This window comes from Rhizobium sp. BK602 (genome assembly GCF_014195095.1).
Lineage (GTDB): Bacteria > Pseudomonadota > Alphaproteobacteria > Rhizobiales > Rhizobiaceae > Rhizobium.
Genome location: NZ_JACIBC010000004.1, coordinates 365302 through 381997 on the forward strand (window position 1 = coordinate 365302; position 16696 = coordinate 381997).

The window sequence follows — 16696 nt, forward strand, 5'->3', positions numbered from 1 at the left end:
CGATCGAACGGATCGCTGGCCGCGTCACCGCTCGTCGTCGTGTGCGGCGAGGACATCAACGGCAAGCCAGGTCCGGAACGCTTCCAGCGGCGGATAATTGGCGCGCGCATTCGGCCAGACGAGCCAATAGGTGCCCGGACCAGGCACCGATCCCCCGAACAGCGGCAGGAGACGCTTCTCCCTCAGTTCGACCTCGGCGAGGTAATCCGGCAGGAGAGCCACTCCGAGGCCGGCGATCGCCGCCTGCGTCATGGTCGCGAACTGGTCGAACAGCATCCCCGTGACATGCGGCACCTCCAATCCCTGGGCGGCAAACCAGGTTCGCCACGCATCGAGCCTCGTTTCCAACTGCAGCAGCGGCAGTCCGGCCACATCCTCGGCCCGGACGATCGGATGCTGGGCCAGCAGCGCCGGCGAGATGCATGCCGTCAGCCGCTCCTCGAACAGTTTCATATGGCCGGCATCGCGCCAGTCGTCCGTGCCGAAGTGAATGGCCGCGTCGAAGCCCTCGGCGGCAAAATTGAACCGCTTCAGGCGCGTGGCGAGATTGATGGTGATGCCGGGATGCCTGGCGAGGAAATCGCCGAGCCGCGGCGCCAGCCATCGGGTACCGAATGCCGGCAGGATCGCCAGCGACAGCGAACCACCTCCGGGATTGGCGGCAAATTCCATGCTGCCACGCTGGATGAGATCGAGCGCGCGGCTGATATCGCGGCCATAGGCCTGCGCGGCCTCGGTCGGGATCAGCTTCTGCTTATGGCGGGAAAACAGCGGCCGGCCGAGCTGCTGCTCGAGGGTCTGGATCAGGCGGCTCACCGTGCCCTGCGTCAGATCGAGCTCGCGCGCCGCAGCCGCGGTCGAGCCGGTCCGCAACACGGCCTCAAAGGCGGACAGGAGACTGATGGACGGGAGAAAACGGCGCGGGCGCATGTGAGCCTATGCATTTTATGCATGAAGTTACGCCTAAATAGGGTTATTCAAATGAAATCGCAATCGTTAAGCACATAGGCTCAGCGATCCCAGCACGCATCTCGAGGAACAGCCGTGTCCAGCAATCCCTCCCAGTCTCACCACAAGACAAGCGCATTCGTCTGGAACGATCCCTTCCTGCTCGAGGATCAGCTTTCCGACGAGGAGCGGATGATCCGCGACTCCGCTGCGGCCTTTGCCGAGGCGGAACTGTTGCCGCGCGTTCAGGAGGCCTATCTCAACGAGCATACCGATCCGGACCTCTTCCGCCTGATGGGCAAGGCCGGCCTGCTCGGCGTGACCCTGCCGGAAAAATACGGCGCGGCCGGCGCCAACTACGTCGCCTATGGCCTCGTCGCCCGCGAGGTCGAGCGCATCGATTCCGGCTATCGCTCGATGATGAGCGTGCAGTCGTCGCTGGTCATGTATCCGATCTACGCCTATGGCTCGGAAGAACAGCGCGACAAATATCTGCCGGGCCTCGTCTCCGGCGAGCTGATCGGCTGCTTCGGCCTGACCGAGCCGGATGCCGGCTCCGATCCCGGCGGCATGAAGACGCGCGCCGAGAAGATCGATGGCGGCTATCGCCTGCGCGGCTCCAAAATGTGGATCTCCAATGCGCCGATCGCCGATGTCTTCGTCGTCTGGGCGAAGTCGGAAGCACATGACGGCAAGATCCGCGGCTTCATTCTCGAAAAGGGCATGAAGGGCCTGTCGGCGCCGAAGATCGGCGGCAAGCTGTCGCTGCGTGCCTCGATCACCGGCGAAATCGTCCTCGATGGCGTCGAAGTCGGCGAAGACGCGCTGCTGCCGGGCGTATCGGGCCTCGCCGGCCCGTTCGGCTGCCTCAATCGCGCCCGCTACGGCATTTCCTGGGGCGTGCTCGGCGCCGCCGAGGATTGCTGGTTCCGCGCCCGCCAATACGGCCTTGACCGCCTGCAGTTCGGCAAGCCGCTGGCCGGCACGCAGCTTTTCCAGAAGAAGCTCGCCGACATGCAGACGGATATCGCGCTCGGCCTGCAGGGCTCGCTGCGCGTCGGGCGCCTGATGGACGAACACAAGTTCGCGCCCGAAATGATCTCGATCGTCAAGCGCAACAATTGCGGCAAGGCGCTCGACATCGCCCGCGCCGCCCGCGACATGCATGGGGGCAACGGCATCCAGATCGAATATCACGTCATGCGCCACGCGCAGAATCTGGAAACGGTCAATACCTACGAAGGCACGCATGACGTCCATGCGCTGATCCTCGGCCGCGCGCAGACGGGTATCCAGGCATTCTTCTGATACGGGACCGGCGGGCCGCCCTCTCGTGGCAGATCACTGAACCTCGTGCACGTAGCGATGGCTTCGCGTGGTCGCCCGGTGGCTTGCGACGAGAACCGGAACGGCGGACTGATCGTAGGCCACCTCGTCGATCGTCAGCACGGCGTTCGGCAGATCCAGATGCAGCAAGCGGGCATCGTCCTCGGTCGCCAGCGTAGCGGCGATCTGTTCGCGAATGGCCGAGATGCGGATACCGTAACGATCGAGAAGATAGAGATACAGCAGCGCCGGTATGTCCTCTTTCCGCTCGGGAAATCCTGGCAGCAAATGGGCCGGCAGCACCAAGACCTCGTGCATGACCGGCCGCCCGTCCACGCTTCGCAGGCGGTGAAAGCTGATCACCTCGGTCGGCACCTTCAGTTGCAGCTTCGCGCCCTCCTCCGCGGTCGCCTCGCGCTTTTCCAGCGACAATATTTCCGAGGTGGAGTTCTGCAGCGAGCCGTCCAGGCCGTGCAGGCGGAAATACTGGAAAAAGAACCGCAGGCTGTGTTGCGGCGTGCGTCCGGTCACCACCGTCCCGGTCTTGCGGCGGCGGCTGAGCAGGCCCTCGTTCGTCAGGTCCGACAATGCCCGCCGGATCGTGCCGACCGCGACCCCGAACATCTGCGATAGCGCGATCTCGCTCGGCAGCACCGTCCCGGCCGGCCATTTGCCCATCATGATCGCTTCAGTGATCTGCCGCTTCACCACCTCGTAGAGCGGCAACGACAAATCCGACGCCCGCGACGTGTCCGCTGAAAAATTGGGCAGTTTTTGCAATTAATTGCCTCTTATTTGGAGTTGACTCACGAATGAGCAGGAAGCATCATTACTATATAGTTTATATAAATACGAGGGCGGAATCTTTTCCAAGCCTGCGCCCCCAATTTTGGAATTCGACGTGCACGATCAAGCCTTATCACCTCGCACAGCAGCTTTTGCAAACGCCATCGCGGCGATCGAGCGCGATGTCGATACGGCCGTCGACGATCTCGGCCGAATGATCTCCATCGATACGACTTTTCCTCCGGGCGAGGGCTATGGTTCTTTCGCAGACCTGATGGAAGAGCTGCTGCATCCGCTCGGTTTTCAGACCGAGCGCGTGACAGTGCCGGAAGAGCTGTGGCGCGTCGCCAACGGTCCGGCGTCGGGCCCCCGCATCAACCTAGTGGCGGAACGCCCCGCTGCCAGGCCGGTCTGCGGTCTCTATTACCATGTCGATACCGTTCCGGCGGCGCCGGGCTGGCAGCGCGACCCGCTGCGCCTGACGCGCGAGGGAAGCCGGCTCTACGGGCTCGGAGCCGCCGACATGAAGGGTACGATTGCCGCGACCTTGCTCGCTTTGCGAGCCGCCCGCGCCCATGGCGTCGAGCTTGCCTATGATCCGATGCTGCTGCTGTGCACCGACGAAGAGGGCGGGCTCTATCCCGGCATCCGCTACCTTGCCGAACAGGGCAGGCTGAAGGGGCACATCCTCAACTTCAACGGCTCGGCGGCGCCGCGTATCTGGGCCGGCTGCTTCGGCGTCTTCCATCTCCAGATCACGATCAGGGGGCATGCCGTCCATGCCGGCGAAGGCAATCGCACCGGTTCCGGCGTCAATGCGATCGAAGGCGCGATCCCCCTGCTGCAGGCACTTCATGCCCTGAAGCCAAAGATCGCGACGTTTGAATCCGCGCTGCCGCCACCGCCGCACGCAAGCGGCCCGCTGCGGCCGCAATTGTCGATTTCGGCCATCCATGGCGGTACATCAGGCGGTCAGGTCGCCGCCGAGATCAAAATCCTCGTCAGCCGACGCTATGCGCCCGAGGAACATTACGAGGCCGCGCGCGCCGAGATCGAGGATCTGGTGCGCAGCGCGCTGACGCAGGCCCCCGGCCTCGGCTTCGATATCGATCTCGTCGGTCATCTCATCCCGACCTCCGATCCGGATGGCCCCCATTGGCCGCGCTGGCAGCAGGCGCTCAGCCTGGGCTTCGGCTACGAGGCGGACGACTTCAGCAAATGGGGTGCGGCGAGCTGCTCGGATTTCGGCTACGTGCAGCGGGCGGGCATCATGCAGGAAGTGCTGCTCGGCGGGCTGGGACGGCCGGAAAGCTGCATCCACAGCCCCGAAGAACATACGACGACCACCGATATCGTCGCACTGGCAAAGAGCATTCTCGCCTATCTCGCGCATGACTTCCGCGCCGATCTCATTCCTGAGCACACATCATCATAATAAGGGAACATGACATGCTGACATTGAACCGACGTCATTTTCTGGCCGGAACGGCCGCGCTGCTGACCGCGCCCTCGCTCGGCTACGCCGGGACCGCGACACCGGCCAAGGGCGGGACGCTACGCATTTCCGTCGATCAGGCGGCCAGCGTCATCCATCCGCTCCTGACGCGCGTCAATCCCGAATACATGGTCACGGAGCTGCTTTACAGCAATCTGACGCGGCTGAAGGTCGACATGTCGGTCGAGCCGGACCTGGCCGAATCCTGGAGCGCCAATGATGCGCTCACCGAATGGACCTTCAAGCTGCGCGGCGGCGTCAAATTCCATGACGGATCGCCGCTCACCGCCACCGACGTGGTGGAGACGTTCAAGGCCATCCTCAATCCCAACAACGCCTCTCCGGCGCGCAACAATGTCGGTCCGATCGCCGATATCGTTGCGGCCGATCCGCTGACGGCGGTCTTCAAGCTTTCCGGCCCCTATGCCGACTTCCCCGTGGCCATGGCCTATACCGTGGCCCGCATCATTCCGGCTTCGATCGCCACCGGCGATTTCAAGAAGCTGTCGACTTCGGCCAACGGCACCGGCCCATTCAAGCTCGTCTCCTACGAACCCGACCGCCTGATCGTCGTCGAGCGCAATCCGGACTATTACGATCCGAGCCGGCCGCATCTCGACCGCATCGAAATCCAGGTGTTTCCGGATATTTCGGCACAGACCTCGGCGCTGCTCGCCGGCAATATCGATGTCGTCTCCACCGTCCAGCCGACCGAATATCTGCGGATGAAGGACGCCGATGGGGTCAATGCCCTGCGCATCCCGTCCGGCCAGTTCTGCAACATCAACTTCGGCTGCGATACCAAGCCTTTCAACGATGCACGCGTGCGTCGCGCGCTGGCGCTGACCGTCGACCGGCAGGCAATGGTCGATTTCGTGACCGAAGGCTTCGGCACTCCCGGCAACGACACGCCGCTGAACGCCTCCTACCGCTTCTACAAGGATCTGCCGCTGCGCCAGGCCAATATCGAGGAAGCCAAGAAACTTCTGAACGAAGCGGGCTATCCGGACGGCTTCGAAGCCACCCTGATCGCCTCGGACAAGCCGAGCCAGCGCACCCAGCTCGCCGTGGCGCTACGGGAAATGGCCAAGGAAGCGGGTATCCGGATCAACGTCCAGACCATGCCGCATGCCACCTATCTGGACCAGGTCTGGAAGAAGGGCAATTTCTATGTCGGCTTCTACAACATGCAGCCGACGGCGGACGCCATCTTCAAGCTGCTCTATACGTCGGATGCCGCCTGGAACGAGACGCGCTGGAACAATGCCGCCTTCGACAAGGTCGTCAACGAGGCGCGCGGCACGAAGGATGAGGCCAAGCGCGCGGCGCTCTACGCCGAGGCGCAGCAATTGATGAGCGACGAGGTTCCGTCGATCATCCCGGTCTTCTTCGACGTGCTGGCGGCCAAACGCGACTGGGTGTCCGGTTTCGAAGTCCATCCGCGCGCCTCCGTCTTCCGCCTCGACTACGTCTCCCTGAGCGACAAGGCGCCGAAGCGCGGCTGAAGGAGCCCACCGATCCGGATCATCGGCCGCATTGCCGATGATCCGAGCGTTGCACCGGCCTTTCGACCGGCAACGCAGCCCAAGGATCGACCACGCGATCTCGTCGCGGTCGATCATGAGAAAGCCAGGAAACGAACGTGTCACCGCACTATCTTCTCAAGCGGCTGCTGATGATCGTCTACACGCTCTTCATCGTGTCGCTCATCGTCTTCGCAATCACCCAGATCCTGCCGGCCGACGCGGCGGTGATGATGCTGGGCGAAAACGCCACCGCCCAGGCGCTGGATGCCCTGCGCCAGCAGATGGGGCTGAACGATCCGGTATGGCTGCAATATCTGCACTGGCTGACCGGCATCCTTCATGGCGATTTCGGCCAGTCCCTGCGCACGGGGCAGCCGGTCGCCCCGGTCATGCTCGAAGCGCTCGGGCGCTCTCTGCTACTGGCCTGCCTGTCGATCGCCCTGATGCTCGTGCTGGCCATCCCGCTCGGCGTCATCGCCGCGATGCGGCGCGGGCGGATCGCCGACATGATGGTGAGCCTGGTCTCCTATGCCGGCGTTTCGCTGCCCGAATTCGTGACGGCAACCGTCGCCGTTCTGGTCGTCTCCGACTGGCTGAAATGGCTGCCGCCGACCGGCTACGTCCCCCTGACCGAAAATTTCACCGACGGCATCGCGCATCTGGCACTACCCGTCTGCGTGATCTCCATCATCCTGATCGCCCATGTCTCGCGCATGGTGCGCTCCGAACTCGTCGACGTGCTGCATACCGATTATGTCCGCGCCGCGCGGCTGAAGGGGCTTTCCGGCCCGCGAGTTCTCTTCGGCCATGCGCTGCGCAACGCATTGCTGCCAACGATCACGGTCGTCGCCCTCGACGTCGGCTATTTGCTCGGTGGCATCATCGTCGTCGAGGAGATCTTCGCCATACCCGGCATCGGGCGGCAACTGATCGTCGCCATCCAGACGCGCGACCTGCCCGCCATCCAGGCCGGCGTCCTGCTGATGGCCGCCACCTATTCCATCGTCAATTTCGCGGCCGACATTCTCTATGCCTGGCTCGACAAGAGGATCCAATATGGTTGAGCTTTTCAAGCGGCTGATGCGCACGCCGCAGGGCGCCACCGGCCTGATCCTGATCGTTCTGGTCTTCATCATCGTCGTCTTCGGCCCATGGCTCGCGCCGCACGATCCGGAAGCCATGTCGATCCTGTCGCGCTACAAGGGGCCAAGTGCGGCCTTCCCGCTGGGGACCGACCAATATGGTCGCGACATCTTGAGCCGCCTGCTCATCGGGGCACGCGCCACCGTGACGACGGCCGTTCTGGCGACCCTTGCCGGAACGCTGGCGGGCGCCCTGATCGGCACGATCTCGGCCTATCTCGGCGGCCGGGCGGACGAGATCATCATGCGCACCATCGACGCCATCATGGCGATCCCGAACCTGCTGTTCGCGCTCCTGATCGTCAATCTGCTCGGCTCCGGCAGCGTCAATGCGCTGGTGGCCGTCGCCATCGCCTTCGCGCCCGGCATGGCGCGCATCACCCGCAGCGTCGCGCTCTCGATCCGCAAGCAGGACTATGTGAGCGCGGCGATCGCCCGCGGCGAAAGCTCGTCCTTCATCATCCTCAGGGAAATGCTGCCGAACGTCATCGCGCCGATCATCGTCGAGACGACCATCCGCGTCTCCTTCGCGGTCATGCTGTTCGCGACGCTCAGTTTCCTCGGGCTGGGCGCCCAGCCGCCGGCGACGGAATGGGGACTGATGATCTCCGAGGCACGCCAATACATGCACATCAGCGCCGGAATCCTGATCTGGCCGAGCCTCGCGATCGCGGTCGTCGCCGTCGGTTTCAATCTGCTCGGCGACGGTCTTCGCGATGCGCTGAACCCCCGCACGGGAGGATGACATGAGCCAACCACAACAGAGCAGCGTTCTCCAGATCCGCGACTATTGCCTCGACTATCTGACGGCGAACGGCACGTTCCATGCGCTGAAGACCATCAATCTGGAGATCCGCGCCGGGGAAATCCTCGGTCTCGTCGGCGAATCCGGCTCGGGCAAGACCTCGCTTGCCTGGTCGATCATGCGCTACCTGCCGGGCAATGCCCGGGAGGTGGGCGGTTCCATCCGGCTGTTGGGCGAGGATCTGGCGGCCAAGACCGCCGCCGAGATCGGTCGCATGCGCGGCAGGCAGATCAGCATGGTCTTCCAGGACCCCGGCACGTCGCTCAATCCCACCCTGTCGCTCGGCACGCAGCTTACCGAGGCGCTGACGCGCCATCGCGGCCTGACGAAAAGACAGGCATGGAGCGAGGGAGAGGCGATGCTTGCCCGCGTCGGACTGAAAAACCCGGCCCAGATGATGAGGCGCATGCCGCATGAAGCGTCGGGCGGCGAGAAGCAGCGCGTCGTCATCGCCACGGCCTTCGCCTGCAATCCCGCCTGCATCATCTTCGACGAACCGACCACGGCCCTCGACGTGATCACCTCGCGGCAGATCCTCGACCTCTTCCTCGATCTTCAGGCCGAGACGGGCGTCGCCTCGCTCTACATCTCGCATGATCTGGCATTGCTGTCGCGCACGGCAAAGCGCGTCGCCGTCATCCGCAAGGGCGAGATCGTCGAGCAGGGTTCGGTTGCCGAGATTTTCGGCGCGCCGCGCCAGGATTATACGAAGGAACTTCTCGCCGCCGTGCCGCGTCCGGACAAGAGGCTGGTCGAAACCCGCCCGTCTTACGAGACGGCACCGCTCATGGAGGTCGAGAACGTCAGCGTCCATTATGGCCGCAAGCCGTTTCTCTCGGCGCTGACGGGCCGTTCCTTCGAACGCTTCGCCGGCAATCGCGCCATCAGCCTCAGCATCCAGCCGGGCGAGATCCTCGGCATTGTCGGGGAATCCGGCTCGGGCAAATCGACCCTCGCCAAAGCGATGACCGGGCTCAATCCCTTCGAGGGCCGGATGAGTTTCGGCGGTCGGGCGATCACCGGTCTCGCCGACATGGACAAGGCATACCGCAAGGATGTCCAGCTCATCTTCCAGCATCCCGACGCCTCGCTCAATCCGCGGCAGAGGATCGATGAGATCCTGGGACGCCCGCTGAGGCTCTATGGCGACACCGGCTCCCGCCCGCAGCAGATCGGCGAGCTGCTGGAGCAGGTCCGCCTGCCGCGCAGCTATGCGAACCGCTATCCGCATCAGCTCTCGGGCGGCGAAAAGCAGCGCGTCGCCATCGCCCGCGCCTTCGCCTCGCGGCCGAGGCTCGTCATTTGCGACGAAATCACCTCGGCGCTCGACGTTTCCGTGCAGGCCTCGATCGTGCAGTTGCTGCTCGAGCTGCACAGACGGCACGGCACGGCCTTCCTCTTCATCACCCACGATCTCAACCTCGTCCGCCAGATCGCCCATCGCATCGCGGTGATGTATCGCGGCGACCTGATCGAGCTCGTGCCAACCGACCAGATCGCCAGCCCCGACCGCGCCGCCTATACCCGCCAGCTTATCGAGGCGGTTCCGGCACCGGCGGGAACATCGTTCTGACATTGCCTATCAAGGAGCACACAATGGACCCGAAAGCACTCGTCGGCACAATCGACGAGAAGAAGTGCCTCGACTTCCTGTCGACCATGGTTCGTCATAAGAGCCATTCGGAGACCGAAGGCGAGCGTGACCTCGCCCGTTTCATGACGCGCGAGATGGAAGCGATCGGGCTGCAATCCGAGCTGCAGCCCTTCGACAACGGCCAACGCTTCAATGCCATCGGCCGGCTCAAAGGCGCCGGCGGCGGCAAGAGCCTGCTGTTCAACGGCCATCTCGACACCAATCCGGTCACCGAAGGCTGGACCGTCGATCCCTGGGGCGGCCTCGTCGACGACCGCTTCATCTACGGCATCGGCGTCTCCAACATGAAGGCGGGCGACGCAGCCTATTTCTGCGCCGTCAAGACGCTGCTGGAGGCCGGCGTGAAGCTCAAGGGCGATGTCATCCTGACCTATGTCGTCGGCGAGCTGCAGGGCGGCGTCGGCACGCTCGCGGCCATCCGCGGCGGCGTGAAGGCCGATTATTTCATCAATAGCGAACCGAGCGACCTGACCGCCGTGACCATGCATGCAGCGGCATTGAGCTTCGTCATCGAGCTGACGGGCGATACCCGTCATCTTTCCAAGCGCGAGGATTCCGTCGATGCGATCGCGGCCGCCTGCGATATCATCCCGCGCATCAACGCCATGACCTTCAGCGGCGCGAAAAGCGAGGTTCATCGCTCGATCAACCGCGGCCATGTCGGCGTCGTGCGCGGCGCGCTCGGACGCGACCTCGAGGAATGGCGGCCGCCGCAGGTCGCCGATTTCGTGCGCATCAGGGGGTCCGCCCGCTATGCCCCCGGCCAGACGCAGGACGGCGTGCTTGCCGATCTTGCCGCCGAACTCGTCGAACTCGAAAAGCGCTTCCCGGGCCTCAAGGCCAAGCTGGTGCCGGAGATGATCGAGGGGCGTCCCCTCATGCCACCCTTCGAAGTATCGCCGACCTCGCGCATCGTCACATCCATCAACGCGGCCTATGAGGCCGTGCGCGGCGAGAAGCAGCCCACTGGCGCCATCACGCCGACCCGCTTTTATGGAACCGATGCCGGCCATCTCTATCACGAGCTCGGCATGGAAGGCATCGTCTGCGGCCCCGGCGGCCGCTACAACACCATGCCCGACGAACGCGTCGATATCGCCGACTATCTCGACATGATCCGCATCTACATGCTGACCATTCTCGATATTTGCGAGGTCGCGTGAGGCTGCATGTTCCCGCGTGACGAATTCGACTGGCGCATTGCCAAGGCGCATGCCGCGATGGACGCGGCCGGCGTCGATCTCCTCCTCATCGACAGCGGCGAGCTGCTGGCATGGCTGACGGGCTACACCGTCTCCGAGACCATGTATCGTGCCGCCCTGCTGCCGCGGCAGGGCTCGCCATGGTTCGTCCTGCGCGAGCTCGACGAGACGCCGTGCCGGCACAGGACATGGATCGAGGATGTCATCGGCTTTGCCGATACCGACGATCCTTGCCAGGCAGTGGCGGACAGTATCCGGGCGCGAGGCTTCGCCGCCGCCCGCATCGGGGCCGACGTCGACGGCTATGGCTTCAGCGCCGGCACCGCCGCGCGGCTGGCATCGCAGCTGCCGACGGCGCGTTTCATCCCCCTTTCCGGCATCAGCGACAGCCTCCGCTGGATCAAGTCACCCCGGGAAATCGCCGTCCTCGCCGATGCAGCCGCCATTGCCGACGAGGCCATGCTGGCGATTGCGCAGACGATCCGGGCCGGCATGTCGACGCGTGATGCCGCCGCCCTGGCGGCCGCCACCTTCCTGCAAGCGGGTGCCGACACCGGCGAAACCGGCCCGATCGTCAGGGCGAGCGGCAGCCACGAATTTCTTCATGGCGCCTTCCGAAACGAATTGCTGGCAGCCGGCGATATCCTGCATACGGAATTGATCCCGCGCATCGGCGGCTACGGCGCGCGCCTCATGCGGCCGCTCCATATCGGAAAGCCGGATGCCGCGCTGACCGACACCGCTGCCCGCATCATCGCCTTGCAGGACGAGCAGATCGGGGCGATGAAGCCAGGCGCCATCGCCCGGGATGTCGACGCCATCGTCCGCAGCGGCCTTCTCAAATCCGGCCTGCGGCCCCGCTACGACAACGTCACCGCCTACACGCTCGGCCTCTATACCCGAACGCCGCGGACGAGCGATTTTTCCCGCGTGTTTCTCCCGATGGAGGAATGGCCGCTCGAAGAAGGGATGGTCTTTCATGTCTATGCGACCGCCAACCGCCTCGGCTTCAGCGAAACGGTGGTGGTGACGCCCCAGGGCGGCAAAAGGCTGACATCGACCGAAAGACGGCTTTTCGTCGCCGGCTAGCTCGTCAGGAGATCGTCGGGAGGCGGTCTCGAGCGGAAAGCGGCCGAATATTTCAATCGGCTCTAGATCGGCAATTCGGTCGAGGATTTCAGCTCGCGCAGCACGAAGCTCGATACGACCGTGCGCACATGCGGGTTGCGCATGAGGTAGCGGGTCATGAAAGCCTCATAGCTTTCGACGTCCTTCGACCTGATCTTCAGCATGTAGTCGAAGGCGCCGGACAGGGCATAGCACTCCATGATCTCCGGCCGTTCCAGCACCACCGAGGCGAAGGAGGCGACCGCCTCCTCATGGTGATCTTCCAGCGTGACATGGGCGATCACGCAAAGCTTCAGATCGAGCTTTCCCGGATCGAGCAGCGTCACGCGCTTGCGGATAACGCCATCCGCCTCCAGCTCCTGGATCTTTCGCCAGGCCGAGCTTTGGGACATGCCGGCTTTTTCCGCCAGATCCGCCAACGAAAGGCTGCCATCGGCCTGAATCAGTTGCAAAAGCTTGCGCTGGAAATTCCCAGGTTCTTTCATTTTCGACGCCAGATCCGAGAATATTTGCCACCAGTATGGCGATATCCAGCAGGAAAGAAAAGAAAATCCGTCAAAGCCGGAGCATAATTGCATGGATATCGCGGCATCTGGGAGGATCGGCACATGACGAAGGAAAGCAGCTACACCGCCAAATTGCCCGGCCCGGACGGCCTATATCCCTACACTGCCGAAGAAGATGCGATATGGGCCGAACTCTACGGACGCCAGATGAAGCTATTGGCCGATCTGGCCTGCCGCGAATATCTGGACGGCGTCAAAATCCTGGGGCTGAAGCCCGACAAGGTGCCGCAGCTTCTCGACGTCAACCGGCGTTTGAACGAGACCACCGGTTTCGGCGTGGAGGGCGTGCCGGCGCTCATTCCGCCCTCGCGCTTCTATGAACTGCTGTCGCAGGGCAAGTTTCCGCTGGCGACCTTCCTGCGCCGGCGCGAGCATATCGACTATATCGAGGAGCCGGACCTGTTCCACGAGGTGTTCGGCCATTGCCCGCTGCTCACCAACCAGAGCTATGCCAATTTCGTGCGGCATTTCGGCGAGACCGCCGTCCGCCTCGGCAAGGGCTATTCCTGGCATCTCTTCCGCATCTTCTGGTTCAGCGTCGAATTCGGCCTGATCAACACGCCCGAAGGCCGGCGCTGCTTCGGCGCCGGCATCGTCTCATCGCCAAGCGAAGCAAAGGCTGCGATGGAGGGGAAGGCATGCGAGTTCCGGCCCTTCGATCTCCTCGACGTCCTCAGGACGCCCTACCGGATCGATATCGTCCAGCCGATCTACTATGTCATCGACAGCTTCGCCGACCTTGAAGCCATCGTCGAGCAGGATATCGGCGCCATGATCCTCAAGGCGAAATCGCTGGGTGATTTCCCGCCGGCTTTCGAAGCCAAGGCCTCGTGAAGCGCCGCGTCTGTCGGCTTCAATGCGTCGACAGAGGCTGCGGCTGGCTCTGGCGGCTACGGGCCACGGTGAGCTCGGAGGTGGTGTGATTGAGGCGGTCCGCAAGGACGCGCATGATCTCGACGGCCATTTCGGGGAAATCGCTGAGCAGCTTCAGGAAGTGCTCCTTGCTGATCTTCAGGGCTTCCAATCGCGACGTCGCCTTGACGGTCGCGGTGCGGGAGACGTCGCAGAGAATGGCGATCTCGCCGACGATGGAATTGATGTCGACTTCTGCGACCTTGATCTCGCCTGCGGGACTGTCGACAAGAATATCAGCAGTTCCTGAAAGAACAACATAGGCCGCATCACCCTGATCGCCTTGATGAAACAGTGCCTGGCCGGCATTGTAGCTGACGCGATCCGAGGTAAATGCCAAAAGCTTCAATTTTGCTGGCGCGATGCGCGAAAAAATCGGCACCCGTTTCAGCATTTCAACTTCGTCTTTCAGAAGCATGAGCTTCAAATCCCCAGTTTCAGGCCCCAGATACCCCTGCCCCATTAGGATATTACGATAACAGTTCTTTGAACATACCGTTTTTTTCTAAAAGATCGCTCGTCGTGCCGCTTTCGACAAGACTGCCATGGTTGAACACCAGAACGCGGTCGAATAGCTCGGCGAAGCCAGGATTCGTCAGAACCCAGATGACCGCGGGCGCATAATCCCCCCGGTCGAGTCCGGTCAGGATGGCGCGCGCAATCTGTTCCTGGACGCGGTGGTCCAATGCCGACAGCGGGCGGTTGCAGATGATGTAGTCGGCGCGCTTCAGCAAGGCGCGGCTGAGATTGAGCTTCTGACGCTGCACGTTGGTCAGCCGCTTGCCGCCGGAGCCGACGTTGAAATCCAGCCCGATCGACAGCACGCTATCCTGCAAGCCCAGCCGTTCGAAGACGTCGTACATGATGGAATGGATGCGCTCCGGCGCATTGGCCTGCTGATGCGCGATCCTGCCGAACAGCACATTGTCCATCAAGGTCGCCGAGGCGGTGAAACGCTCGGGATCGTAGCGCTCGATCACCCGCGCGAGATCGGCGGGAATGTGCTCGTAGAACTTGATGCGCGTGGCAACGATCTTCTCCATCAGCGTCTGCGTCAGCAGACCGAAGCGGTGGCGGGGTTCGATATAGGAGAAGCTCAGGCGGATGATGGCCGCCCGTTCGTCCGGTGTGGCCGCCGCGTAACCCTTGCCGTTCAGTTTCTGCAGCATCGCCTCATAGGTCGGAATATCTTCCGGCGTCATGAAGGTGAGCTGCTGGAAGAAGGGATGGTCCGGCGGCAGGTCGGTGAAGAGCTCGACCGCGTTCTCGGCGATCTCCAGACCCATGTCGTAGAGATCGTTGTTGAGGCCGGTCTCCGTGAACAATTGCCGGAAATAGGGATGGGCGGCAAGCTGGCGATTGGTCATCAGATGCCGGTTCAGCGTGCCGAACAGCAGGTTTTCGCCGACGGTGGCCTGCGAATTATAGGCATCGAATTCGAAGGGAACGACGAGATCCTCGAGATGTTCCTCCTTCAGCCTGAGCCGCAGCGCCTGGCGCAGCTCGACGATGCGCGAGGTGAGGTCCTCATGGGTGGCCACATCGACGGTCGAGCGCAACGCCATGTCGAGAATGTCCTGCGACATGGCAACGGCATCGAGCACCGGCCGGATGGCCGCATAGATATCGTTCGGTCCGGTGGCGCCGGCGGAGGCATAATCGACCCAATCGCTGTTGAGATCGAGTTCCGGATTGCCGGCACGGCGGGCTTCGGCCATCTGCCATTTCATCGCGCTGGCTTCGGCATCGTCATAGACGGCGGCGGCCAGGGGCGCATGTTTCAGGCCGTAAAGAAGGTTGCTGCGCAACGTGCCATCGAAGAAGAACGTTTCCGACGAGGCATAGGCGATGCGCCGCCCGGTGAGCGATTCCGGCAGTTCCAGCAGATCGTGGCCGTCGATGGTGATGCGGCCGCTATCCGGCCAGATCAACCGTCCGAAGGCTTCGGCGAGGTATTCGCCACCGGCACCGCTCTCGCCGACGATCGCCACCTTCTCGCTCGGATTAATCTCCACCGACACATGGTCCAGGACACGCGCGCCGCTGTCGTCGACAATGGTGAGGTTCGTCGCGACCAGCGGATGGGTCAGGCGGCCGGCGGGTGCCGGGGAGACAAGCTGGATCCTCGGCGCGATCAGGTCGTCGACGCTGAACTGCTCGACCACCTGATTGTACTTGACCTGCACGTCCTGGCGCGACTGATCCCAGTCGATCAGCTCCTTCAGCGGCCCCGGCAGATCCTTGTAGGCATTGATGACGGCCACGAGCTGACCGATATCCAGCCGGCCCTGCAGCGCGAAGAAACCGCCGATCGAATAGAAGAGGAACGGCGTCACCTGGGCGAGGAAGTTGTTGATGAATTTCACCAGGAACTTCCACTGATAGAGATCGTAGCGGATCTTGAAGATCAGCCCGAGGCGGTGGGCGATGTCGGCGCGCTCGAGATTGGTGGTGTCGTTGGCATGGATCATGCTGATGCCCTCGACGATCTCGCCGACGCGGCCCGACAGTTCGCGTGCCGTCAACTGCCGCTGGCGGCCGAGGTCGAGCAGTCGCTTGCGCATGCGCGGGATGACGATCGCCTGCACGGCAACGATTGCCGCGGCGATCATACCCAGCCAGAAATTCTGCATGATGATGAAGACGAGCGCGGTGATCGCCTGGCCGCCGAGAAGCGCCGGCTGCACGAAGGCATCGCCGGTGAAGCCGCCCATCGGCTCCACCTCGTCCTTGATCATGGTGGCGATCTCGGCCGGCTTGACCCGCTTGAACTGCGACGGCGGGAAGCGCAGCACGCGGTCGATCAGCTCGAAGCGGATGCGGCGCAGCATGCGCTCGCCGAGCCGACCCTTATAGGTATTGATATAGAGCTTGAAGAGGCCGTTGAGGACGACGAGCGCCAGGAACACCAGGCTGAGTGCGATCAGCATCCAGAACCGGGTGAGCTGCAGACCCTGAAACACCTCGACATGCCCGAGCAGCGGCAGATCGAAAGCGATATGCATGAAGGTCTGGGTATCGCCGGGATGCTCGAACCCCTTGCCCTGGATCGGTCCGTTGACGATCTGCTTCGGCAGGTCGAAGGACAGAAAGTAAGGGATCATCGAGGCCGCGACGATCGTCAGGATCCAGATCTGCTCCAGCCGGGTGTTCGACCAGATGTAACGCGCTAGGCTTTTTTCCATCGCTTATTGCATGCTTCCAAG

14 protein-coding genes are annotated in these 16696 nt (G+C 62.9%); 9 read left to right on the plus strand and 5 right to left on the minus strand.

Annotated features, from left to right (window positions below):
• Nucleotides 1–24 precede the first annotated feature (24 nt).
• Entirely contained in the window at nt 25–930 is a 906-nt protein-coding gene (locus tag FHX11_RS15335) for a LysR family transcriptional regulator (protein WP_184358501.1), read from the minus strand.
• Nucleotides 931–1044: 114 nt separating this feature from the next.
• Here FHX11_RS15335 and FHX11_RS15340 point away from each other — a divergent pair, with 114 nt between their 5' ends.
• Nucleotides 1045–2256 carry an acyl-CoA dehydrogenase gene (locus FHX11_RS15340; RefSeq protein WP_184358502.1) on the plus strand — a complete coding sequence of 404 codons (1212 nt, stop codon included), beginning with the start codon at nt 1045–1047 and terminating at the stop codon, nt 2254–2256.
• A gap of 33 nt (nt 2257–2289) precedes the next feature.
• On the opposite strand, the gene FHX11_RS15345 is transcribed toward FHX11_RS15340, so the two are convergent.
• Nucleotides 2290–3054, minus strand: a complete 765-nt coding sequence (locus FHX11_RS15345) for a GntR family transcriptional regulator (RefSeq protein ID WP_184358503.1) — start codon at nt 3052–3054, stop codon at nt 2290–2292.
• A 121-nt stretch (nt 3055–3175) separates the two neighbouring features.
• On the opposite strand from FHX11_RS15345, the gene FHX11_RS15350 reads away from it, so the two are divergent.
• From FHX11_RS15350 to FHX11_RS15380, 7 genes are all read left to right on the plus strand, one after another.
• The gene (locus FHX11_RS15350) at nt 3176–4495 is read left to right on the plus strand and encodes a M20/M25/M40 family metallo-hydrolase (protein WP_348649709.1); all 1320 of its coding nucleotides are present in this window, start codon (nt 3176–3178) and stop codon (nt 4493–4495) included.
• Nucleotides 4496–4509: 14 nt separating this feature from the next.
• Nucleotides 4510–6060: an ABC transporter substrate-binding protein gene (locus FHX11_RS15355; protein WP_184358504.1), complete on the plus strand. Its 1551-nt coding sequence runs from the start codon at nt 4510–4512 to the stop codon at nt 6058–6060.
• Nucleotides 6061–6197: 137 nt separating this feature from the next.
• Nucleotides 6198–7145, plus strand: coding sequence for an ABC transporter permease (locus FHX11_RS15360; protein WP_184358505.1), 948 nt, complete (start codon nt 6198–6200; stop codon nt 7143–7145).
• Nucleotides 7138–7968: an ABC transporter permease gene (locus FHX11_RS15365; RefSeq protein ID WP_184358506.1), complete on the plus strand. Its 831-nt coding sequence runs from the start codon at nt 7138–7140 to the stop codon at nt 7966–7968. The genes FHX11_RS15360 and FHX11_RS15365 overlap by 8 nt, the downstream gene beginning before the upstream one ends.
• A gap of 1 nt (nt 7969) precedes the next feature.
• Nucleotides 7970–9601, plus strand: coding sequence for an ABC transporter ATP-binding protein (locus FHX11_RS15370; protein ID WP_184358507.1), 1632 nt, complete (start codon nt 7970–7972; stop codon nt 9599–9601).
• A 23-nt stretch (nt 9602–9624) separates the two neighbouring features.
• Nucleotides 9625–10845 (plus strand): M20/M25/M40 family metallo-hydrolase, encoded by a 1221-nt coding sequence (locus FHX11_RS15375; RefSeq protein ID WP_184358508.1) that lies wholly within the window; start codon nt 9625–9627, stop codon nt 10843–10845.
• 6 nt (nt 10846–10851) lie between these two features.
• Nucleotides 10852–11973, plus strand: coding sequence for a Xaa-Pro peptidase family protein (locus FHX11_RS15380; protein ID WP_184358509.1), 1122 nt, complete (start codon nt 10852–10854; stop codon nt 11971–11973).
• Nucleotides 11974–12035: 62 nt separating this feature from the next.
• On the opposite strand, the gene FHX11_RS15385 is transcribed toward FHX11_RS15380, so the two are convergent.
• Nucleotides 12036–12497 (minus strand): Lrp/AsnC family transcriptional regulator, encoded by a 462-nt coding sequence (locus FHX11_RS15385; protein ID WP_184358510.1) that lies wholly within the window; start codon nt 12495–12497, stop codon nt 12036–12038.
• A gap of 123 nt (nt 12498–12620) precedes the next feature.
• On the opposite strand from FHX11_RS15385, the gene FHX11_RS15390 reads away from it, so the two are divergent.
• The gene (locus tag FHX11_RS15390) at nt 12621–13412 is read left to right on the plus strand and encodes a phenylalanine 4-monooxygenase (RefSeq protein WP_184358511.1); all 792 of its coding nucleotides are present in this window, start codon (nt 12621–12623) and stop codon (nt 13410–13412) included.
• A 19-nt stretch (nt 13413–13431) separates the two neighbouring features.
• On the opposite strand, the gene FHX11_RS15395 is transcribed toward FHX11_RS15390, so the two are convergent.
• Both FHX11_RS15395 and FHX11_RS15400 read right to left on the minus strand, forming a co-directional pair.
• Complete coding sequence (locus tag FHX11_RS15395; protein ID WP_184358512.1) at nt 13432–13908, minus strand: cyclic nucleotide-binding domain-containing protein; 477 nt, start codon at nt 13906–13908, stop codon at nt 13432–13434.
• Between the two features lie 52 nt (nt 13909–13960).
• Complete coding sequence (locus tag FHX11_RS15400; protein ID WP_184358513.1) at nt 13961–16675, minus strand: ABC transporter ATP-binding protein; 2715 nt, start codon at nt 16673–16675, stop codon at nt 13961–13963.
• Between the last annotated feature and the right edge of the window lie 21 nt (nt 16676–16696).

What these genes read in the sequence shown, in the direction of transcription:
- FHX11_RS15380 (WP_184358509.1), top strand. Translation starts at nt 10,852, where the DNA reads ATGTTCCCGCGTGACGAATTCGACTGGCGCATTGCCAAGGCGCATGCC.
- FHX11_RS15370 (WP_184358507.1), top strand. Translation starts at nt 7,970, where the DNA reads ATGAGCCAACCACAACAGAGCAGCGTTCTCCAGATCCGCGACTATTGC.
- FHX11_RS15400 (WP_184358513.1), bottom strand. Translation starts at nt 16,675, where the DNA reads ATGGAAAAAAGCCTAGCGCGTTACATCTGGTCGAACACCCGGCTGGAG.
- FHX11_RS15355 (WP_184358504.1), top strand. Translation starts at nt 4,510, where the DNA reads ATGCTGACATTGAACCGACGTCATTTTCTGGCCGGAACGGCCGCGCTG.
- FHX11_RS15335 (WP_184358501.1), bottom strand. Translation starts at nt 930, where the DNA reads ATGCGCCCGCGCCGTTTTCTCCCGTCCATCAGTCTCCTGTCCGCCTTT.
- FHX11_RS15395 (WP_184358512.1), bottom strand. Translation starts at nt 13,908, where the DNA reads ATGCTTCTGAAAGACGAAGTTGAAATGCTGAAACGGGTGCCGATTTTT.
- FHX11_RS15375 (WP_184358508.1), top strand. Translation starts at nt 9,625, where the DNA reads ATGGACCCGAAAGCACTCGTCGGCACAATCGACGAGAAGAAGTGCCTC.
- FHX11_RS15385 (WP_184358510.1), bottom strand. Translation starts at nt 12,497, where the DNA reads ATGAAAGAACCTGGGAATTTCCAGCGCAAGCTTTTGCAACTGATTCAG.
- FHX11_RS15390 (WP_184358511.1), top strand. Translation starts at nt 12,621, where the DNA reads ATGACGAAGGAAAGCAGCTACACCGCCAAATTGCCCGGCCCGGACGGC.
- FHX11_RS15365 (WP_184358506.1), top strand. Translation starts at nt 7,138, where the DNA reads ATGGTTGAGCTTTTCAAGCGGCTGATGCGCACGCCGCAGGGCGCCACC.